The following is a 20,256-nucleotide window of genomic DNA, read 5'->3' as shown; positions in this document are numbered from 1 at the left end:
TGAGACCCGAGGAGTCGCGGCCCTATCATGCGCCGATGAGCGAACCCGTTCTCCGGATCGAGCGCGAAGACGCGCTGGCGACACTCACTCTGAACCGGCCGCAGGCCATGAACGCGCTGTCGCGCGAGCTGCGCACGGCGCTCGCGAACGCCTTCCGCGAGCTGGCGCAGGAGCGCGCAGTGCGCGCGATCGTGCTCACGGGCGCGGGCCGCGCCTTCTGCGCGGGCCTCGACCTGAAGGAGCTGGGCGCCGGCGCGGGCCCCGTCGGCGGCGCGCGCGGCGGGGGCGGCGACGTCGACATCGTCGCGGCCATGGCCGGCTTCGAAGGGCCGATCCTGGGCGCGATCAACGGCGTGGCGATCACCGGCGGCTTCGAGCTCGCGCTCGCCTGCGACGTGCTGATCGCCTCGAGCGAGGCGCGCTTCGCCGACACGCACGCGCGCGTGGGCATCATGCCCGGCTGGGGCCTGTCGCAGAAGCTCTCGCGCGCGATCGGCATCTACCGCGCCAAGGAGCTCTCGCTCTCGGGCAACTTCCTCGACGCCCCGACCGCCGAGCGCTGGGGCCTGGTGAACCGGGTCGTGTCTCCCGCGGAGCTCCTGCCCGCCACGCGGGCGCTGGCGCGCGACATGCTCTCGGTGCCCGACGCGGGGCTGCGCGCCTACAAGCGCATCATCGACGCCGGCTTCGCGCAGCCGTTCGGCGAGTCACTCGAGACCGAGCGCCGGCTGTCGGGCGCCGCCAACCGGGCAGTCACGGCCGACTCGGTCGAGCGCGCGCGCGTCGGCGTACGCGCGCGCGGCCGCACCCAGGTGCGGAGCGAGCCCACGTGAAGGTTCGCCTGGGCATCGGCATCTCGACTCTGCCCGCGGCCAGCGCGCGCGGCTTCTTCGACTGGGTCGAGCTGTGCGAGGACTCGGACATCGACTCGATCTGGCAGACCGACCGGCTGGTCTCGCCGCAGCCGTTCCTCGAGTCACTCGCCGCCATGGCCGCGCTGGCCGGCGCTACGGACCGGCTGAAGTTCGGCATGAACGCCGTGGTCGCGCCGCTGCGCGACCCGCTCGTGCTCGCCAAGCAGTGCGCCACGATCGACTGGCTGTCGCGCGGGAGACTCCTGCCCGTGTTCGGCGTGGGCGGCGAGAAGGCGCCCGAGTTCCGCGCCACCGGCCGCGACGCCGCCGAGCGCGGGCGGCGCGCCGACGAGGTGCTGGAGCTCGCGCGCCGGCTGTGGAGCGAGGACTCGGTCGACTTCCGCGGCGAGTTCTATCGCTACGAGGGAGTCTCGATCTCGCCGCGGCCCGTGCAGCAGCCGCTGCCCTTGTGGATCGGCGGCTCGAGCCCGGCCGCGGTCCGGCGCACCGTGCGCCTGGGGACGGGCTGGCTCGGTGGCATCCAGACACCGGCGCAGGTCGCGCCGGTGATCGCAGCGATCAAGAAGGCGGGCGCCGAGTCGGGCCGGCCGATCCCCGACGACCACTACGGCGCGAGCTTCGCGTTCCGCCTGGGCTCGATCGACGACTCACAGATGATGCGCGCGTTCGCCGCGCGCGCGCGCTCCGCGGGCGCCGACTTCGACCCCGGCGCCTACTTCGCGCTGGGCGAGGCGAAGACGGTGCTCGAGCGCATCGCGCAGTATCGCGCCGTGGGTGTCTCGAAGTTCGTGCTGATTCCCCTGGCGCAGAGCGAGAGCGAGCTCATGGAGCAGACCCGGCGCCTCGTAGCCGAGGTCGTGCCCGCGGCGCACGGCTGGACCTGAGCCCCGCTCAGTCACTCTGCCGGGCGTAGGCCGCGAGCGTCGCGATCGCGTCGGGAATCACATCGACGGCGATCGCGCTGCCGCGGTCCGGGATGGTCTGGAGCTGCGACTTCGCGATCTCGCGTGCCAGCACGTGGGCCATCTCGACCGGGCTGATCCGGTCGGTCTCGCCGTGCCACAGGAAGACCGGCGCCTCGATGCCCTCCAGCGCGAAGCCCCAAGGCTCGGCCAGGATGCGCAGCTCGTGCACCATGCCGTCGGTGCCGGAGCGAAAGCTCTCGAACGCGGCGTCCATGAAGATCGAGGCGACTTCGGGGGAGCTCAGCGACCCGCGCTCCGACGCCGGCAGCGTGCCCGACGCCTCGCGCAGCAGGCGCAGCGGGTCCCGGTCCGCCAGGCGCGCGTTGCGCGCGTGCAGCCGGTGCGAGAGCCACGACAGGCGCCGCGGCAGCACGTGCAGCACCATGCGCGCGCGCACGTCCATGCCGCCGAGCACGCCGGGCCGGTCGTGCGGCGCGGTGCTCGACACCAGCGCCACCGAGCGCACGCGCTCGGGCAGCTTCACGGCGCTGGCCAGGGCGAAGGCCCCGCCGCCGGCCACGCCCAGGATGGAGAAGCGGTCGATCGCGAGCTGGTCGGCGAGCTCCTCGAGATCCGAGGGCCAGTCGGAGAGTCGTGAGTCGGGCCGGCGGTCCGAGAGACCGAAGCCGGGCCGGTCGATCGCAATCAGGCTCACGTGGCGGTGGAGCGCGGCCACGTGCGCGATGCGCCCCTCGAGGCGCGAGCCGAACGTGCCGTGCGTGTAGAACACCGGCAAGCCGTCGGCATCTCCGAACGTGGCGAAGCCGATCTGCCGCCCGTCGCGCAGGCGAAGCGTTCGATCGACGGCCGCGGAGTAGCGCTCGGTCACTCGTCCCGTCCCTGACTCGCGAGGATTGCGGCCGCAGTCCGGACGACGACCCAACCCTGCAGAGAATGACTGCAAAGAGATAGTGTCCGCGGCCCCGAGAAAGGGAGCGCGGAAAAGCCCTGCCCGCCGGCAAGTCTAGTCGGAAGCCGTGGAGGACCCAAGCGGACTCGACGGACAGCCCCGGTTGCACCCCGCACACCTGAAGTCACTCTCATGCGCAGCGTCCGATGGGGGGTGGATCGCCACCCGACCGGCGCTTTCGCCCCTGTGCGCCAGGGCCTCAAGCAGGTCCAGCCGCCGGCCGAACCGGACGCACGCGGGGACGAGGGGGCCGTGATGGCGAAGCAGCGCGGGTCGCTGGAGCGGGTCGTCGCGCACGTGCCCGGCTTCCGCGGCTACGTCGAGCGCGAGCACCGGCGGCAGGCCGACCAGCTGCTCCGGGACCACGGCGCCGCCCGGCTGGAGCGCATCGCTGGCGACCTGCGCGGCCGCATCTCGCAGGCCGCGCTCGAGGACATGGACGAAGCCCGGGAGCTGATCGCCTGCGTGGAGAAGGTCCGGGGCGAGCTGCGCTTCGCCGACCGCGGCTACTCCGGCTTCTTCGAGGAGGCGAAGCTCGACGACGGCCCGGGGCTCGACGCGCTGTACGCGCAGGACGAGCGCATCGCCGTGCAGGTCGCGGAGCTCGCGGCGCAGGTGACGGCGGGGGAGCTGAGCGCGCCGCTGTTGCGCGGAGCGGTCAAGCGGCTGGGCCTGTCGCTGGCCGACCGCCGCAACGCCATCCTGGGTCTGCGGTCCAACTGAGCATGGGGCAGCCGGCCGAAGTCATCGAGTGTCTTGACCGCTCGCCCGAGACGCTCGTCTCGCGCTTTCCCGAGCTCGGCGCCGCGTCGCTGCCGGCCGGTGCGCGTCTCTTGGTGCGGGACGGCCAGGCGGCGGTGCTGGTGCGCGACGGGTGCGTCGAGCAGGTGCTCGGCGTCGGCGCGCACGCGCTGCCCGAGGCCTGCGCCGCGCCGGCGCGCGCCGAGCTGTACTTCGCCAGCCTGCGCGGCTTCGTGAACCAGAAGTGGGCGGCGCTGGAGCCGATCGCCTTCCGCGACGGCGAGCTGGCAGAGCTCGGGCTGCGTGCGTTCGGCACCTGGTCGTTTCGAGTCACCGACCCCGCGCGCTTCATGCAGGAGCTCCTGGCCGCCCTGTCCGAGTTCACCAACGGGGCGGTGTCGGAGCTGCTGCGCGGCTGGATCGTGACTCAGCTGGCGGAGTACCTGTCGAGTCATTTGTACAGCGTGCTCGACCTGGCACAGCGCTACGGCGAGATCGCGGCGGGCGCGCAGGCCCGGATCGCCGATCACTTCGCCGCGCGCGGAGTCACCGTGGTCGAGTTCCGCCTGCTCTCGCTCTCGCCGCCCGAGCCCGTGCAGGAGCTGATCGACCGGCGCGCCGTGCGGCCAGGCGCCGCGCCCGCCAGCGCTACCGTGCATTGCCCGGCCTGTCAGTGCGCGCTGCCCGCGGAAGCGGCCTTCTGCCCGTCGTGCGGCGCGCGCCGCCGCTCCGACTCGCCGCCGTCCGCGCACTTCTGCGCGAGCTGCGGCACGCGGCTCCCGAACGGCCGCTAGTCGGCGAACAGCCGCGCCAGCGTGTCGAGCGCGCGCGCCATGCGCGGGCCGTACCACGACAAAAGCTCACCCTCGACGACGTGCACGCGGCCGCTGCGAGCCGCCGGGCAGGCGAGCGACAGGAACTCGAGCCGGTCGCGCTCCTCGAAGCGGTAGGGCTCCGTCGGGAGCAAGAGCACGTCGGGCGCCGCCGCCTCGAGCTCGGCGCGCGTGATGCGCGGATAGCGGCCCTGCGCCGCCGCGAAGGGATTCTCGGCACCGGCGCAGCGCACGAGGTCGTCTGCGAAAGTGTCTCCGCCCACGGCCATGAGCGGATCGCGCCAGACCAGCGCGGCGGCGCGCGGGCGGTGCGCGCCGGCGGGCCGCGCGAGCGCCGCGAGCCGGGCTTCGACCTCGGCGGCGATCGCCTCGGCCGCGGCCTCGCGCGCCGCAATGCGCCCGAGCGCCCGCAGCTCCGCCACGGCCTCGCGCACGGTGCGCGCGTAGGTCACGAACACGCGCAGGCCAGCGGCCTCCAGCCGCTCGACGTCCCGCTGGCGGTTCTCCTCCTTGTTCGCGAGCACGAGGTCGGGACGCAGGGCGGCGATCGCACCGGCCGCGGGGTTCTTGGTGCCGCCGACCTTCGCGAGCTTGGCGACGCCCTCGGCCGGGTGCACGCAGTACTCGGTGACTCCGACCAGCGAGTCACCGGCTCCGAGCGCGAAGAGTGTCTCGCTCCAGGACGGCACGAGTGACACGATGCGCTGCGGCGGGGCCGCGAACTCGAACTCCCGGCCCAGGGCGTCTCTCTCGTTGGCCACGACCCTGATGTTCGCGAAAACGCCGAGCGAAGGCCGCCCCGAGCGAGGCCCCGCAAGCGCCGGAGCATGGGTCGGGTGCCCATGCGATCACAGCTCAGGCGCGCGCAGTGAGCCGCAGGCGGACGCAGTCAATAAGTCATTGAGGCGCGCCGGAGCTGAACAGCAGTCGCACGATGTCGGGGTGGCCGTGCGAGGTGGCGAGCGTGGCGGCGGAAAGGCCGTCGGAGGTACGCGCGTTGGGATCGGCGCCGCGCTGCAGCAGGAGCTCCACGATGTCGCCGTGGCCGGCGGCCGAGGCGTGGAGCAGCGGCGTCCAGCCCTGGTCGTCGCGCGTGTCGGCGGAGGCTCCGGCGGCGAGCAGCGCGCGCAGGTACGAGGTCTGTCCCTCGCGCGCGGCGCGCACCAGCGCGCGGTTGTTCTCGCGGCGGCGGCGCTCGCGGTCGTCGCTCGCGCCGGGCAGGATCGACGCCATCATCAGCGCGGTGCGGCCGTCGGGTGACTTCACGTTCGGGTCTGCGCCGCGCTCGAGCAGGAGCACCGCGATCTGGCTGTGACCCGCGGCCGACGCGAGCAGGAGCGGCGTCCAGCCCGAGCGGTCGCGCACGTTGGGGTCGGCGTGCTTGTCGAGCAGGAGCCGCGTGGCGTCGAGGTGACCCTCGCGCACCGCGCGCACGAGCGCAGTCTGTCCGTCCTCGGCGCGCACCTCGAGCTTCGCGCCCGCGTTCAGCAGGGCCTGCAGCACGCGCACGCGGCCCTTCCAGGCCGCGTACATGAGCGCGGTCTGGCCCGTCGAGCTGCGCGCTTCGATCTCGGCGCCGCCGGCGAGCAGCGCGTTCACGACCGCGCTGCGGCCCTTCATGGCGGCCAGCATGAGCGGGGTCTGCCCGCCGCGCGCCTTGCTGTTCGGGTTCGCGCCGGCCTTGAGCAGCGCGAGCGCGACGTCGGTGTTGCCCTCCTGCGCGGCCAGCACCAGCGCGGTCATGCCCTTGCGGTCGCGCGAGTTCGGGTCCGCGCCCGCCGCCAGGAGTGACTTCACCGACTCGATCTGGCCCATCTGCGCGGCGCGCGCGAGCGCGATGCGACCCGGGTCGCCGCGCACCGAGAGACTCGCGTCGTGCTCGACCAGGAGCTCGACGATGCGCGTGTGACCTTCGCGCGCGGCGCGCGCGAGCGGCGTCTGGCCGTCGCCCGCGCCGATGCGCGGGTCCGCGCCGCCCTCGAGCAGGATGCGCGTGATCGCCTCGTAGCCGTTCGAGGCCGCGACCTGGAGCGCCGTGGTGCCGACCGCGGTGCGCGCGTTCACGTCGGCGCCGCCCTTGATCAGCGCGCGCACCACGTCGCTGCGGCCCTCGCTCGCGGCGCGGAACAGCGGGGTCTGACCCGCGTTGGTGGTGTCGTCGATGGTCGCGCCGGCAGCGAGCAGCGCGCGCACGGCGTCGAGCTGCCCCGCGGAGGCGGCCTGTCCGAGCGCCGACTGACCCGACTTGCTGTGCGCGTCCACGTCGACGCCCTTGTCGATCATGGTCTGCAAGAGCTTCACGTCGCCCTTCTCCGCGGTGTCGACCAAGAGATCGTTCGCGACGCGCAGCTCGGGCAGCAGGAACGACGGATCGGCCTTGGAGAGATCGGCGCCGGCGCGGCGCAGCTCGTCGACGACGTCGCGGTGGCCTTCGCGCGCCGCGGCCACGAGCGCCGTGTCGCCCGCGGTATCGGGCGCGTCGATCGACGCGCCGCTGTCGATCAGCTTCTTCACCGTGTCGCTGCGGCCCTTCTCGGCGGCGAGCAGGAGGGCGGTCTTGCCCTCGCTCGAGCGCGCGTTCACGTCGGCGCCCTTGGCCAGCAGCGCGCTGATGAGTGACCCGTTCGGCGTGCGCGGGAAAGCGGCGTCGGCCGAGGCGTCGGGATCGGTGCTGCTGGTCATGTCGGCTTGCAGGCCCGCCAGCAAGGCCACGATGTCGTCGTGCTTCTCCGCGCGGGCGTGGTCGAGCGCGCTCTTGCCGGACTCGTCGATCGCCCCCATCTCCGCGCCGTCGGCAATCAGCGCACCCACGGTATAGGTGCGGCCCGCGGCCGCGGCGTACATGAGCGCGGTCTGGCCATCGGAGGCGCGCGCGTTCACCTTGCCGCCCGCGTGGATCAGCGCGTCGACCACGCCCGTGCGGCCCTTCACCGCGGCCATCATGATCGGCGTCTGGCCCAGCGGCGAAGTCACGTTCGGATCGGCGCGCCGCGCGAGCAGGATCGCCACGATCGGCAGCCGGCCCTCCGCGGCCGCGAAGTGCAGCGCAGTGAGTCCCGCGTTGTTGCGCAGGTTCACGTTCGCGCCCGCCGTGAGCAAGAGCTTCAGCAGCGTGATGTAGCCGCGCGCGCTCACCTGCATGAGCGGCGTGAAGCCGTCGCGATCGGCCAGGTCCGTGTGGGCGCGGTGCGCGAGCAAGAGCGCCGCCACCGCGCGCGAGCCGATCGCGCTCGCGTGGAGCAGCGGCGTCCAGCCGGCCGAGTCACGCGCGTCGACGGCGGCGCCGCGCACCAGCAGCAGGTCGGTGAGCTCGTCCGAGCCGAGCTGCGCCGCGATGATCAGCGGCGTCGCGCCCTCGGCCGACGTGCACTCGAGCGAGGCGCCGGCCGCGAGCGCCGCGCTCGCCTCGTCGACGTCCTGCTTGCGCACGGCCGCCAGCAGCCTCGAGTCGGCTGCGCGCGCCTCGGTCGACGCGTCGGGGCGAGTCGTCGCCCCGTCGGAATTCACGGCCGCGCCGCGCGCCGGCGAGACGCCGAGGGCTGCCACGAGAAGGAATGCAGAGACGAGCAGCCGGCGCACGTGGCTCCTCAGATCGTTTTCAGGCGCTGCGCGCGCGCCGCGCATGGAGCGCAGCGAGCGAGAGACCGAGCAGCAGGCCGAGCGCGGGCTCGGGCACCGCGAGGCCCGAGACACTCACGATCAGGTCGTTGAACTGACCGTCGTTGTTGGTCTCGAAGGCGATCAGGAACTGACTCGTGAGGAACAGTCCGGGCGCGAGGCCGGGGAACTGCAGGCTGGTCAGGCCGTTGCCCTGGAACACCTTCGCGAACACCTGACCGCCGTTGAGATCGGCCTCGGTGAACAGGAACGGCAGGTCGGTATTCGAGTGAGTGGGCACCTTCGCGAAGAAGCCGAACGGCCCGTCGAAGCCCTTGCCCTTCTTGCCGCCCTTGCCGCCCTTGACCGAGATCGACGCGTCGTCGTTGAACAGCACCGACGCGATGTCCGAGGGCTTCATGTTGTCGTTGAGCAAGAGCACGCCGGCGCCCGGAGCGTCGGCGTCGTAGATGCCGAACTTCACGGCCTGCGACTTGCCGGTGAAGTCGGCCACGATCTGCGCGGTCATCGGGCCCGAGGTGTTGTCCCAGAGCTGGATCCCCGACGAGTTGTTGGCGTTGATCGCGGGCCCGGACACGACCAGGCCGTCGAGGATTTGCTGCAGAGTCGGAGTGGTGCTGCCCTGCACCGTGACGGGCGTGCGCGGGTTCACCTGAGCGGCGGACGCCATCTGTGCGGCCCCTGCGAGACACACGAAGGCTGAGATGAGTGCGCGCTGATACATGATTTTTCCAACCCGCCTACACCGGTCGAGGTTTCCTGACCGGGAATTCAGCGTGGACGAGATTCTACGTCGCGTAGGAGATCGCCCACAAGCCCAGAGTACCCACCTTTGTACCATGTTTTAGTGCCTTTCGGACAAATTCCGTGGCGCGCAGACATGTGCACAGAAGCGGGAAAAGCTCCGGCACGAGCGAGCTTCCCTCGACTTCGTCACATGCCCACGCATCACGTCTCACCGCTCCAGGGATCGCACTCCCGGTCGAGCAAGCTCGCGGTTTCGATGCCCTGTGAGGCGACGAACGAAAGCAGCCGTTCGAGGCCTGGCCGCTCGGTCGCCACGTGGCCGGCGTCGATCAGCGCGAGCCCGGAGTCGAGCGCGCGCCGCGCGGCGTGGTGGCGCAGGTCGCCGGTGACCAGCACGTCTGCGCCGGCCGCCCGAGCCGCTTCGGCCAGGTCTTCGCCGGAGCCCGGGACGACCGCCACGCGCGAGACGCGCCGCGCCCGGTCGCCCGCGATGCGCGGCACGGAGCCCTGCAGCGACTCGGCCACGCGCTCGGCGAGCTCGCCCAGCGAGAGGCCCGGAATCACTCCGATGCGGCCGGCCGGGTGCAGCTCGCCGCGCCGCTCGAAGAGGTCGAACGCCGGCTCCTCGTAGGGGTGCGCGCGCAGGAGCGCGCGGATCACCTCGGCCTCGCGTGCCGGCGGCAGCACGAGCTCGAGCCGCACCTCGGCCTCGTGGGAGAGCTCGCCGCGCTTGCCGGCGCGGGGCGCGGAGCCTTCGGCCGCGAAGAACGTGCCCGTGCCCTCCGCGCGGAAGGAGCAGTGCGTGTAGTTGCCGATCTGCGCCGCGCCCGCTTCGGCCACGGCCTCGAGCACCCCGTCGGCGGCATCGGGCGGCACGAAGGTCACGAGCTTGCGCGTGGGGCTGCCCGAGAGGGCGCCGAAGCCCTCGACCTCGCCCAGCCCGAGCGCCTCGGCCAGCGCGTCCGCGGTGCCGCCCGGAGACACGTCGAAATTCGTGTGCACGACCGCGAGCGCGACCCCGGCGCGCGCCAGCCGCAGGGCGCGGCCTTCGGGCGTCGGACCCGCGACCAGGCGCTGGGTGGGCCGGAACAAGAGCGGGTGGTAGGAGACCAGCAGGTCCGGCGGGTCGGCCTCGAGCGCGGCCACCGCGCCCTCGGTCACCTCGTGACACACGGCGGCCCGGCGCACCCGCCCTGCGGGGTCGCCGAGGATCAAGCCGACCGGGTCCCAATCCGCCGCGCGCTCGAACGGAGCGCGCGCCGCGAGTGCGGTGATCAGATCCCGGATCGCACGAGGTCGACTCACGCGCGCCATGCTACCGACCGAGCCCGTACCCGCCGTGACACGGCGGTGAGGGCCTCGTGAAGAATACGCTCCGGCGCGGTGCGGTGGGTGTTTACTCGCGCTCGAGCAGGACGGCGGCGAACCCGAGGATCACCGGGATGAAGAGCACGCCACAGGTGGCAGCGAACATGTACATCAGGTCGAACGAGTTGGGCTCCATCGCAGCGGCTCTCCTCTAGACGTCCCAGCGGTCGCCGGCGTACAGGAGCTCCTGGAGCGTCCCCTCGCCGCGTACCGCGATCGCCGCCCGGTTCTGGGCCAGCGTCTGATCCTCGAAAGTCGGCTCCGACACCGCGCGCAGCACGCCGATCGGCGTCGGGAACTCGGGCGGCGTGCAGCGCGCGAGCAGGAGCGCGAGGCCCGGGTCCGCCACCGCCTCGTCGTGCGTGATCTCCACTCCGCCGGGCTCGCCGCGCTTGGCCACGTAGAGGCGCGTGCGCTCGGTGTCGAGCTTCACGACTTTCTCGTCGTCGGGCCCGAACACGAGCGGCTGGCCGTGCTCGAGGAACAAGAGGTGGTCGGACTTGGTCTTGCGGTCCTTCAGCTCGTCGAAAGCGCCGTCGTTGAACACCGGGCAGTTCTGGTAGATCTCGAGCAGCGCGGAGCCCTTGTGCTCGGCCATGCGCGAGATCATCTGCTGCAGGTGCTGTGTCTCGGTGTCGACCGCGCGCGCCACGAACGTGGCCTCCGCGCCTAGCGCGAGTGACAGCGTGCGGAACGGGCGCGCGACCGACCCTGCGGGCGAGCTCTTGGTCTTCATGCCGATCTCGGAGGTCGGCGAGAACTGGCCCTTGGTGAGTCCGTACACCTTGTTGTTGAACAAGAGGATCTTCAGGTCGACGTTGCGGCGCAGCGCGTGGATCAGGTGGTTGCCGCCGATCGAGAGCGCGTCGCCGTCGCCGGTCACCACCCAGACACTGAGCTCGGGCCGCGAGAGCTTCAGCCCCGTGGCGATCGCCGGCGCGCGGCCGTGGATGGTGTGGAACCCGAAGGTGTCCATGTAGTACGGGAAGCGCGAGCTGCAGCCGATGCCCGAGATGAAGACGATCTTCTCCTTCGGGATGCCGAGCTCGGGCATGACCTTCTGCATCTGCGCCAGGATCGCGTAGTCGCCGCAGCCCGGGCACCAGCGCACGGCCTGGTCGCTCTCGAAGTCCTTCTTGGTGAGCTTCCGGTGCTCGCCGCCGTTCGCGATGACTTCACTCACGAGTGCAACCCCTCTCGCACGCCGGCCGACGGAGACAGGAGCTTGCGCACCGCCTCGACCACCTCGCGCACCTTGAACGGCTTGCCCTGGATCTTGTTCAAGCCGCGCGCGTCGACGAGATACTTGTCGCGCAGGAGCGAGCGCAGCTGGCCGCGGTTCAGCTCCGCGACCACCACGCGCCGGTAGCGGCGCAGGAGCTCGCCCACGTTGGACTGGAGCGGGTTGAGATAGCGCAGGTGCAGATGACCCACGGCGTGGCCCTCGGCGCGCAGCTGCAAGGTCGCCTGGCGCAGCGCGCCAAACGTCCCGCCCCAGCCCACGACCAGCACGTCGCCCGAGGCCGGGCCGTCGATCTCGGCCGGCGGCAGCCGGTCGGCGATGCGGTCGATCTTGGCCTGGCGCGTGAGCACCATGTGCTCGTGGTTCTCGGGGTCGTAGGAGATGTTGCCCGACACGTCTTCCTTCTCGATCCCGCCGATGCGGTGCTCGAGGCCGGGCGTGCCGGGAATGGCCCAGGGCCGCACCAGGCGCGCGTCGCGCAGGAAGGGCGCGAAGTTCTCCGGGTCGGTCCGGAACGAGGCGCGGATCGGCTCGAGGTCCTCGGGGTCGGGCAGCTGCCACGGCTCGGCGCCGTTGGCGAGTGACCCATCCGAGAGATACGCCACCGGGCACATGTGCTCGACCGCCAGGCGCACGGCCTCGATCGCGATGTCGAAGCACTCGGCGGGCGTGGCGGGCGCGACCACCGCGATCGGTGACTCGCCGTTGCGGCCCACGATCGCCTGCAGGAGGTCGGCCTGCTCGGTCTTGGTCGGCATGCCCGTCGACGGGCCCGCGCGCTGCACGTTCACCACCACGAGCGGCAGCTCGACCGCCACCGCCAGCCCGATGCCCTCCTGCTTCAGCGCGAAGCCGGGGCCGGACGTGCCGGTGACTCCGATCGCGCCGCCGAACGACGCGCCGATCGCCGCGCCCACGGCCGCGATCTCGTCCTCGGCCTGGAAGGTGGTCGCGCCGTAGCGCGCGTAGCCCGCCAGGTTGTGCAGCACGTCGGACGCCGGGGTGATCGGGTAGCTCGCGTACAGGAGCGGCAGGTTGGCCAGCTTGGCCGCAGTCACCAGCCCGAGCGCCGTGGCCTCGTTGCCGGTGATGTTGCGGTAGTGACCGTGCTCGAGCTTCGCCGGCGGCACCTCGTAGCGCGCGTCGAACAGCTCGAGTGTCTCGCCCAGGTGGTAGCCGGCCTGGAACACCTTCACGTTGGCGTCGGAGAGCTGCGCGTTCTTGCTGAACTTCTTCTTGATCGACTCGATCTCGGGCTCGGGATTGCGCCCGTACATCCAGAACAGGATGCCCAGCGCGAAGAAGTTCTGGGTGCGCGCGATGTCGCGGCTCGACATGCCCGTGCCGGTGAGCGCGGTGGTCACGTGCTTGGTGAAGTCGATCGGGATCACGCGGTACTTCGAGAGACTCCCGTCGTCGAGCGGGCTCCTCTCGTAGCCGGCGAGCTCCAGGTTCTTGGCCTTGAACGCACCCGTGTTCACGATCAGGAGCCCGCCGGGCTCGAGATCGGCCAGGTTCGTGCGCAGCGCGGCCGGGTTCATCGCCACCAGCACCTCGGGCGCGTCGCCCGCGGTGAAGATCTCGTTGGACGAGAACTGCAGCTGGAAGCCCGACACGCCGGCGAGGCTGCCCGCGGGCGCGCGAATCTCCGCCGGGAAGTCCGGGAAGGTCGCAATGTCGTTCCCGTAGAGCGCCGCGGTGCGAGTGAACTCGGTCCCGGTGAGCTGCATGCCGTCGCCGGAGTCACCCGCGAAGCGAATCACTACCGAATCGAGGCGTCGTTTGGGCCGCTGGGGGCCCGAGGAGCTTCCGTTCGCTGGCCCGTCCGAATGCCCGTCGTCTTGTGCCATTACCTCTTTGCGTGTTCCCCGAGGCGCTCGATGCAGCGCCCCTGGGGACCTCCGTCTAGGGCGGGGTCGTGATGATTACGCGCGCCACGTCGGCCCACAACCGCCTGCGCCCGTCTGTGATGCCCCTGGCTGGCGCCTTGAGTCCCCTGGCCCCCGGCGTGTAGATTGCCCGACCAACCAAGGGGGTCACCACGTTGCGCGAAGTCTACATCGTCGAGGCAGTGCGAAGTCCAATCGGCCGGCGCGGCGGAGGGCTGGCGGGAATGCACCCCGCCGACCTGCTGGGAACGGTCCAGAAGGCGGCGCTCGACCGCAGCGGCGTTCCGGCCGAGGCGATCGGCCAGGTCGTCGGCGGCTGCGTCTCGCAGGTGGGCGAGCAGACCTTCAACATCGCGCGCATCGCCTGGCTCTCGAAGGGCCTGCCGATGGACGTGGCGTCGACCACGGTCGACTCCCAGTGCGGCAGCAGCCAGCAGGCGACCACCCTGGCCGCCGGCCTGGTCGGCTCCGGCCTCGAGGAGATCGCGCTGGCGTGCGGCCTCGAGATGATGAGCCGCGTGCCGCTGGGGGCCGCCATGAAGGGCGGCATGCCGATCCCCAAGAGCTACATGGAGCACTACCAGCCGACCTCGCAGTTCGCCGGCGCACAGATGATCGGCAACGAGTACGGCATCACGCGCGCCGACGTCGACCGCTTCGGCCTGCGCAGCCAGGAGCTCGCCAACCGCGCGTGGGACGAGAAGCGCTTCGAACGCGAGGTCATCCCCGTGTCGGCGCCCGGCGTCGACAAGGAAGGCAAGCCGACCGGCGAGATCGTGCGCGTGACGCGCGACGAGGGCCTGCGCAAGACCTCGCTCGAGAAGCTCGCCGCGCTCGAGCCCGTGGCCGGCCAGAGCCTGCACACCGCCGGCACCTCCTCGCAGGTGAGTGACGGCGCCGCGGCCGTGATCCTGGCCTCGGCCGAGGGGGTGAAGCGACTGGGCGTGAAGCCGCGCGCGCGCATCGTCGACTCGGTGCTGGTGGGCTGCGACCCGGTCACCATGCTGAAGGGCCCGATCCCGGCCACGCGCAAGGTGCTGTCGCGCGCGGGGCTCAAGATCGAGGACATGTCGGTCTACGAGGTGAACGAGGCGTTCGCTTCGGTCGTGCTCGCGTGGATGAAGGAAGTGAAGCCCGTCGAGGACCGCGTGAACCCGAACGGCGGCGCGATCGCGATCGGCCATCCGACCGGCTGCACCGGCGCGCGGCTGATCACGACCGCGCTCCACGAGCTGGAGCGCACGGGCGGCCGCTACGGCCTGATCTCGATGTGCTGCGGCGGCGGCCTGGGCACGGGGACGATCATCGAGCGGCTCTGAACGAGCCCAGCACGGCGAGCGCGGCCCCGGCGCCCACGAGACACACCCAGCTCACGTCGAGCCAGCTCCAGCGCACCCGCGCTGGAGCGCGGGGCTCGAGCGTCTGGTTGAGCCTGGCAAGGAGCGCGTTGGCCGGCATGAGCGGAATGCTCGGCACGAACACCCCGACCACGCTGAGCCGCACGGGCACGTAGATCAGCACGTACAGCGCGGCGCACAGCCAGGCCGGCACGGCCATGCGCAGGCCGTGCGCCCTGCCCTCGCGCTCGATGCGCGCGAGCAGCGGGTAGATGAAGAACGGGAAGGCGAGGTACGTGCGCCAGAACGCGCTGATGCGCCGGTCCGAGCGCTCGCGAAACGCCAGCCAGTTCCGGTGCAGCCACCAGAACTCGTAGAGACCGAGCGTGGTGAGTGACAGCAGCAGGAGCTTCGGCTGACTCACCGCGAAGAACGGGGCGAACGGGCGCGCTCCGCCGCCCGCGCCCAGCTCGGCCGCCGGTGGCGCGTAGGGCGCTTCGCTCACTTCGCGGGAGGCGGCGGAGTCGCTCCGATCGAGGCGTGGTCGACGACGTACTTCCAGCCGCCCTTGGTCTTGACGATCACCTCGGTCGCGCGGATCGGAGTCACCGCGGGCTTCCCGTCCGGTCCGGGCGCGGTCATGTTCCAGTCGCCGAGCGACGCGATCACCGTGTGACTCGCGTCGACCCAGACCGCCTTGTAGCCCACGAGCTCGAGCTTGGGGCCGTCCTGGCCGCAGGTCTCAGACACCAGCTTCTCGAGCGCCTTGGGGTCCGCCGCGCTCTCGCCCGCCAGCGGGTACACCACGCGCGCGTCGGCGCGGTAGAGTGCGAGCACCGCCTTCACGTCGTGAGCGCCGCAGGCTTTCCCGAAGCGTTCGCCGACCTCGCGCACGATCGCGGTCGGGTCGCCGCCCGCGCGGGCCGCCGAAGCCAGCAGGCAGAGCCCGAGCCCGAGCGCCGCCGCGCGCCTCACGGCGCGTACTGCCCGGCGGCGAAGGCCTGTGCCGACTTGTAGTCGGCCTTGCCGTTGGGCGCGCGGAACATCGCGGGCACCGGGAAGACGCGCTTGGGCACCTTGTAGCCCGCCAGGCGCTCCTTCACGTGCGCGCGCAGCTTCTCCTCGTCGGCCACGGCGCCGCCGCGCAGCTGCACCACGCCCACCACGGCGTTGCCCCAGCGGTCGTCCGGCACGCCCACCACCAGCGCGTCCTCGACGTCGGGGTGCGTCTTCAGCGCCTCCTCGACCTCTTCGGGGTAGATCTTCTCGCCCGCCGAGTTGATGCACGCGCTGCCGCGGCCGAGCAGCGTGAGCGTGCCGTCGGCCTCCACGATGCACCAGTCGCCCGGGATGGAGTAGCGCACGCCGTTGATCGTGGGGAAGGTCTTCGCGGTCTTCTCCGCGTCCTTGTAGTAGCCGACCGGGATCGGGCCGCTGCGCGCCACGAAGCCCTTCTCGCCCGAGCCGGGCGCGACCTCGCGGTGGTCCTCGGTGAACACCTTGCAGCGGTCCCCGATCGTGAACTTCGCGGTGCGCACCTCGCCGGCCGCGGACATGACCGAGACGCCGAAGCCCACGGCTTCCGAGGAGCCGAACGAGTCGGTGAGCAGCATGCCGCCGTGGTGCTTGAGCAGGCCCTTCTTGACCTCGGTGCTCCACATGACCCCGGACGACACGATCAGCTTCACGCTCGACAGGTCCCAGCGGCCGGGGTTCTCCTCGAGCGCGTTCAGCATGGGCTTGGCGAACGCGTCGCCGACGATCACCAGTGAGTTCGCGCCGTGCTTCTCGACCGTGTCGAACAGCTCCGCGGAGTCGAACTTGTTGCCGGCGAGCGTGATCACGCAGCCGCCGGAGACCAGCGTGCCGATCGCGGTGAAGAGGCCCGTGCCGTGCATCAACGGGCAGCACGGGATCTGACGAGTCACTCCGCCGAGCTTGGCCGCGTTCGCGACGTGCTCTTCGAGCGTGGCCGGGGCGACGCCGGCGTTGGCCGGCGAGTTCGCGCCCGCGCCGAGCGCGTGCCACAGGTCATTCGCCGCCCACATCACGCCCTTGGGCATGCCGGTGGTCCCGCCGGTGTACAGGAACAGCAGATCCTCGCCGCTGCGGCGCAGGCCGAGCGGCCGGCCGTCGCCCGACTCCGCGAGTGACTCGTAGGGCTCGCCGATCTGCGGCCCGTCGCCGACCTGCACCCAGGCCGCCACGTGCGGCAGCCTGGGCTTGAGCAGCTGCACGCGGTCGGAGAACTCGGAGTCGAAGATCACGACCTTCGCGTCCGAGTTGTCGATGATGTAGCGCAGCTCCTCGTCGAGATAGCGGTAGTTCACGTTCACGTGCACCAGCCGCGCCTTGAAGCAGGCCGCGAGCGACTCGCTGTACTCCGGGCGGTTGCGCAGGTAGAAGGCGACCTTGTCGCCGGGCTGCGCGCCGCGCGCCTGGAGCGCGCGCGCCAGGTTGTTCGAGCGCCGGCCGAGCTCGCGCCACGAGATCGTCTGGTCGCCGTGGATCAGCGCCGGCGCGTCGCCGTCGAGCGCCGCGTCGAGCCCGTCCAGGATGTCACCGAAGTTCCAGTTGGGTGCCGTCATGCGAGTCCCCTCCCGCGCGGCGCATGATACCCGAAAGAGGAGGTGCGCTCTGTGACCCGTCGAGCTGCGTTCGGACTGCTGGCCGTCTGCCTGGGAATGGGCTGCGACCACCCGCTCGCCGAGGACCCCGACGCGCGCGCCGCCCGCCTGCACCGCGCGGCGATCGTGGTCGACACACACGCCGACACCACCCCGCGCTTCCAGGACCCGGCCTTCGACTTCGCCGCCCGGCACGACAAGTCCGACGTGCGGATCGACCTGCCGCGGGCCCGGGAGGGCGGGCTCGACGTGCAGTTCTGGTCGATCTGGGTCGGGAACGTGCAGGGCGATGGCCGGGCGATCCGCGAGGCCATGGAACGGATCGACGCCGTGTGGGAGCTGGCCCGGCGCTATCCCAACGACCTGGTGGTGGCGACCGACGTGGCGGGGATCCGCCGCGGGGTGGCCGAGGGCAAGCTGGTCTCGCTCATGGGCGTCGAAGGCGGCCACATGATCGAGGAGAAGCTCTCGGTGCTGCGCGACTTCTACCGGCTGGGCGTGCGCTACATGACGCTCACTCACTCGTTCCACATCTCGTGGGCGGACTCGGCCGGCACCGGGCAGCCGCTGCCGCCGGGTCACGGCGGGCTCACGCCCTTCGGCGTGGAGGTGGTCCACGAGATGAACCGGCTGGGCATGATGGTCGACGTGTCGCACGTCTCGGACCAGACCTTCTGGGACGCGCTCAAAGCCTCGCAAGCGCCGGTGATCGCGAGTCACTCCTCGTGCCGCGCGGTCTTCGACCACCCGCGCAACCTGACCGACGACATGCTGCGCGCGCTGGCGGCCAAGGGCGGCGTGGTGATGATCAACTACTACCCGGGCTACACCGACCCGGACGCGGCCGTGAAGATCGCCGACTGGTTCACGCGCCACGGCGCCGAGCTCGCGGCGCTGCGTGACTCGTCGGGCGGTGACTTCCGGAAGCTGGGCGACGGCATGAAGCAGATCGCGGCCAAGGACCCGGTGCCGCAGGGGTCGCTCGAGAAGCTGCTCGACCACTTCGACCACGCGCTGCGCGTGGCGGGTGAGGACCACGTGGGCCTGGGCTCGGACTTCGACGGCGTGGTCAGCTTCCCGGTCGGGCTCGACGAGGTGAACCTGCTGCCCAACATCACCCAGGGCCTGCTCCGGCGCGGCTGGTCGGAGGCGGTCGTGACCAAGGTGCTGGGCGAGAACCTGCTGCGCACGATGCGCGAGGTGGAGCTGGAGGCGGAACGCGAGCGGGAGCGTGGCTCGGACGTCAGACCCGAACCCGCAGCACCCCCGAGCCCGCAATGAGTCCCTGCTTCAAGGCGCGCAGGGCCTCGTTGGCCTGTGCGAACGCGAACACCGTGGTCTCGGGGCGCAGCGGAATGCGCGCGGCCAGCTCCAGCAGCTCGCGCCCGTCGGCGCGAGTGTTGGCGGTCACGCTGGTGAGTGAGCGCTCCTCGAACAGGTGTTTCTGGTAGTCGAGCGCGGGCACCGCGCTCATGTGGATGCCGGCGCAGGCGAGCGTGGCGCCGGGCGCGAGCGCCTCGAGCGCCGGCGGCACGAGCGTCCCCACCGGCGCGAAATTCACCGCGGCGCCGAGCTTCTCGGGCGGACGCTCGCCCAGGTCGCCGGCCCACTCGGCTCCGAGCCGCAGCGCCAGCGCGCGGTGCGTCGCCTCGCGAGTCACGACGAACACGCGCACGCCCCAGTGTCTGGCGACCTGCAGGGCGATGTGCGCCGACGAGCCGAAGCCGTACAGGCCGAGCGTGCCGCCGGGCCGCACGCCGCTGCGCCGGAGCGCGCGGTAGCCGATGATGCCCGCGCACAAGAGCGGCGCGGCCGCCTGGTCGGCGAGTGACTCGGGCAGCGCGTAGGCGAAGTCCTCGGGCACGCGCACGCGCTCGGCGTAGCCCCCGTGCTCGTCCCAGCCGGTGAAGCGCGGGTCGCGGCACAGGTTCTCGGCGCCCGCGCGGCACTGCGCGCACACTCCGCACGCGCGCCACAGCCAGGCCACGCCCACGCGCGCGCCCGCTGCGAAGCGGTGCGCGCCGGCGCCGCGCGCGCAGACCCGGCCCACGATCTGGTGACCGGGCACGATCGCCGGGCGCTTTCTCGCGAGCTCGCCCTCGGCCACGTGCAGGTCGGTGCGACACACGCCGCACACGTCGACCTCGACCACGATCTCGCCCGGGCCCGGCTCGGGCTCGGGCAGATCGCGGCGCGCCAGCGGGCTGGTCTCGATCGGGCCCGGCTGCTCGACGACCCACGCGCGCATCGCGGGCAGATCCTACACTCGCGCGCGTTGAACGTTCTGTTGTTCGACGCGAAAGACGAGACGGCGCCCGGCCGCGTGCGGGTCGACGGGCGGCGCCTGCGCCACGCGCGCGAGATACTTCGCGCGCAGCCCGGCGACGAGCTCGTGGTGGGCCGGCTGGGCGGCCGGCTGGGCCGCGGGCGCGTGGCCGCGATCGACGCGCAGGCGCTCGAGCTCGAGGTCACGCTCGACCGGGAGCCTCCGCCGCCCCACCCCGCCGCGCTGGCGCTCGCGCTGCCGCGCCCGCCCAGCGTGCGCAAGGTCTTGCAGCAGGGCGCGGCGCTGGGCGTGAAACGCTTCCTGTTCTTCGCCAGCGCGCGCGTCGAGAAGAGTTACTGGCAGAGCTCGGCGCTGCGGCCCGAAGCGCTGCACGAGCAGCTCACACTGGGCCTCGAGCAAGCGGTCGACACGCTCGTGCCCACGGTCGAGCACGAGCGCAGCTTCCGCCGCTTCGCCGCCGAGACACTGCCCGCGTTCGCCGCCGGAGTTCCGGTGCTCGCCGCGCACCCGGGTCATGCGCCGGCGGCGCCCGTCCCGGCGGGCCGCTGCGTGCTGGTGGTCGGTCCCGAGGGCGGCTTCCTCGACGGCGAGCTCGAGGCGCTCGTCCTTGCCGGCGCGCAGCGGGTCGGGCTCGGCCCGCGCGTGCTGCGCGTGGAGACCGCGGTGGTGGCGCTGTTGTCGAAGCTCGCGGATTGACACCGAAAGTCCCCGTTGGGATAGTCGCCCGCCTATGGATCTCATGGAGAAGATCGTCGCGCTCTGCCTGAACCGCGGCTTCATCTACCCCTCCAGCGAGATCTACGGCGGAATCGCCGG

General features: G+C 71.9%; 18 protein-coding genes. 7 read left to right on the top strand and 11 right to left on the bottom strand.

The genetic code is table 11. The features are described from left to right. Positions 1–35: 35 nt before the first annotated feature. Both VMR86_18485 and VMR86_18480 read left to right on the top strand, forming a co-directional pair. A complete protein-coding gene (locus tag VMR86_18485; GenBank protein ID HTO09044.1) occupies positions 36–833 on the top strand; it encodes an enoyl-CoA hydratase in 798 nt (265 codons plus the stop codon). After that, positions 830–1,759, top strand: a complete 930-nt coding sequence (locus VMR86_18480; protein ID HTO09043.1) for a TIGR03619 family F420-dependent LLM class oxidoreductase — start codon at positions 830–832, stop codon at positions 1,757–1,759. The genes VMR86_18485 and VMR86_18480 overlap by 4 nt, the downstream gene beginning before the upstream one ends. A gap of 7 nt (positions 1,760–1,766) precedes the next feature. On the opposite strand, the gene VMR86_18475 is transcribed toward VMR86_18480, so the two are convergent. Beyond that, the gene (locus VMR86_18475; GenBank protein HTO09042.1) at positions 1,767–2,669 is read right to left on the bottom strand and encodes an alpha/beta hydrolase; all 903 of its coding nucleotides are present in this window, start codon (positions 2,667–2,669) and stop codon (positions 1,767–1,769) included. A 336-nt stretch (positions 2,670–3,005) separates the two neighbouring features. Here VMR86_18475 and VMR86_18470 point away from each other — a divergent pair, with 336 nt between their 5' ends. Both VMR86_18470 and VMR86_18465 read left to right on the top strand, forming a co-directional pair. Beyond that, positions 3,006–3,473 (top strand): hypothetical protein, encoded by a 468-nt coding sequence (locus VMR86_18470; protein HTO09041.1) that lies wholly within the window; start codon positions 3,006–3,008, stop codon positions 3,471–3,473. A 2-nt stretch (positions 3,474–3,475) separates the two neighbouring features. After that, positions 3,476–4,285, top strand: coding sequence for an SPFH domain-containing protein (locus VMR86_18465; GenBank protein HTO09040.1), 810 nt, complete (start codon positions 3,476–3,478; stop codon positions 4,283–4,285). Here VMR86_18465 and VMR86_18460 read toward each other — a convergent pair. The 6 genes from VMR86_18460 to VMR86_18435 form a co-directional block, all read right to left on the bottom strand. Further along, positions 4,282–5,085 carry a helical backbone metal receptor gene (locus tag VMR86_18460; protein ID HTO09039.1) on the bottom strand — a complete coding sequence of 268 codons (804 nt, stop codon included), beginning with the start codon at positions 5,083–5,085 and terminating at the stop codon, positions 4,282–4,284. The two genes, VMR86_18465 and VMR86_18460, sit on opposite strands and share 4 nt — an antisense overlap. Before the next feature lie 136 nt (positions 5,086–5,221). Continuing rightward, the gene (locus tag VMR86_18455; GenBank protein HTO09038.1) at positions 5,222–7,870 is read right to left on the bottom strand and encodes an ankyrin repeat domain-containing protein; all 2,649 of its coding nucleotides are present in this window, start codon (positions 7,868–7,870) and stop codon (positions 5,222–5,224) included. Positions 7,871–7,922: 52 nt separating this feature from the next. Continuing rightward, on the bottom strand, positions 7,923–8,612 hold the full coding sequence (locus VMR86_18450; GenBank protein HTO09037.1) for a hypothetical protein: 690 nt from the start codon (positions 8,610–8,612) through the stop codon (positions 7,923–7,925). A 278-nt stretch (positions 8,613–8,890) separates the two neighbouring features. Further along, positions 8,891–9,994, bottom strand: coding sequence for a Nif3-like dinuclear metal center hexameric protein (locus tag VMR86_18445; protein ID HTO09036.1), 1,104 nt, complete (start codon positions 9,992–9,994; stop codon positions 8,891–8,893). 214 nt (positions 9,995–10,208) lie between these two features. Beyond that, entirely contained in the window at positions 10,209–11,240 is a 1,032-nt protein-coding gene (locus VMR86_18440; GenBank protein HTO09035.1) for a 2-oxoacid:ferredoxin oxidoreductase subunit beta, read from the bottom strand. Beyond that, positions 11,237–13,063 carry a 2-oxoacid:acceptor oxidoreductase subunit alpha gene (locus VMR86_18435; GenBank protein HTO09034.1) on the bottom strand — a complete coding sequence of 609 codons (1,827 nt, stop codon included), beginning with the start codon at positions 13,061–13,063 and terminating at the stop codon, positions 11,237–11,239. The genes VMR86_18440 and VMR86_18435 overlap by 4 nt, the downstream gene beginning before the upstream one ends. A gap of 281 nt (positions 13,064–13,344) precedes the next feature. Here VMR86_18435 and VMR86_18430 point away from each other — a divergent pair, with 281 nt between their 5' ends. Continuing rightward, positions 13,345–14,508 carry a steroid 3-ketoacyl-CoA thiolase gene (locus VMR86_18430; protein HTO09033.1) on the top strand — a complete coding sequence of 388 codons (1,164 nt, stop codon included), beginning with the start codon at positions 13,345–13,347 and terminating at the stop codon, positions 14,506–14,508. On the opposite strand, the gene VMR86_18425 is transcribed toward VMR86_18430, so the two are convergent. The 3 genes from VMR86_18425 to VMR86_18415 are packed head-to-tail and all read right to left on the bottom strand — an operon-like array spanning position 14,492 to position 17,114. Beyond that, positions 14,492–15,031 carry a hypothetical protein gene (locus VMR86_18425; GenBank protein ID HTO09032.1) on the bottom strand — a complete coding sequence of 180 codons (540 nt, stop codon included), beginning with the start codon at positions 15,029–15,031 and terminating at the stop codon, positions 14,492–14,494. The two genes, VMR86_18430 and VMR86_18425, sit on opposite strands and share 17 nt — an antisense overlap. After that, positions 15,028–15,501 (bottom strand): DUF4440 domain-containing protein, encoded by a 474-nt coding sequence (locus VMR86_18420; protein ID HTO09031.1) that lies wholly within the window; start codon positions 15,499–15,501, stop codon positions 15,028–15,030. The genes VMR86_18425 and VMR86_18420 overlap by 4 nt, the downstream gene beginning before the upstream one ends. Beyond that, entirely contained in the window at positions 15,498–17,114 is a 1,617-nt protein-coding gene (locus VMR86_18415; GenBank protein HTO09030.1) for an acyl-CoA synthetase, read from the bottom strand. Before VMR86_18415 ends, VMR86_18420 begins: the two co-directional genes overlap by 4 nt. Positions 17,115–17,165: 51 nt before the next feature. Here VMR86_18415 and VMR86_18410 point away from each other — a divergent pair, with 51 nt between their 5' ends. Beyond that, on the top strand, positions 17,166–18,434 hold the full coding sequence (locus VMR86_18410) for a dipeptidase (protein ID HTO09029.1): 1,269 nt from the start codon (positions 17,166–17,168) through the stop codon (positions 18,432–18,434). On the opposite strand, the gene VMR86_18405 is transcribed toward VMR86_18410, so the two are convergent. Continuing rightward, positions 18,397–19,401, bottom strand: coding sequence for a zinc-dependent alcohol dehydrogenase family protein (locus VMR86_18405; protein ID HTO09028.1), 1,005 nt, complete (start codon positions 19,399–19,401; stop codon positions 18,397–18,399). The genes VMR86_18410 and VMR86_18405 overlap by 38 nt on opposite strands. A 27-nt stretch (positions 19,402–19,428) precedes the next feature. On the opposite strand from VMR86_18405, the gene VMR86_18400 reads away from it, so the two are divergent. After that, positions 19,429–20,136: a 16S rRNA (uracil(1498)-N(3))-methyltransferase gene (locus VMR86_18400; GenBank protein HTO09027.1), complete on the top strand. Its 708-nt coding sequence runs from the start codon at positions 19,429–19,431 to the stop codon at positions 20,134–20,136. Positions 20,137–20,256: the final 120 nt, after the last annotated feature.

Source organism: Myxococcota bacterium (genome assembly GCA_035498015.1).
Classification (GTDB): Bacteria; Myxococcota_A; UBA9160; order SZUA-336; family SZUA-336; genus VGRW01.
The sequence above is the reverse complement of the archived record's forward strand: the minus strand, read 5'-3'. Positions and strand labels throughout refer to the sequence as shown.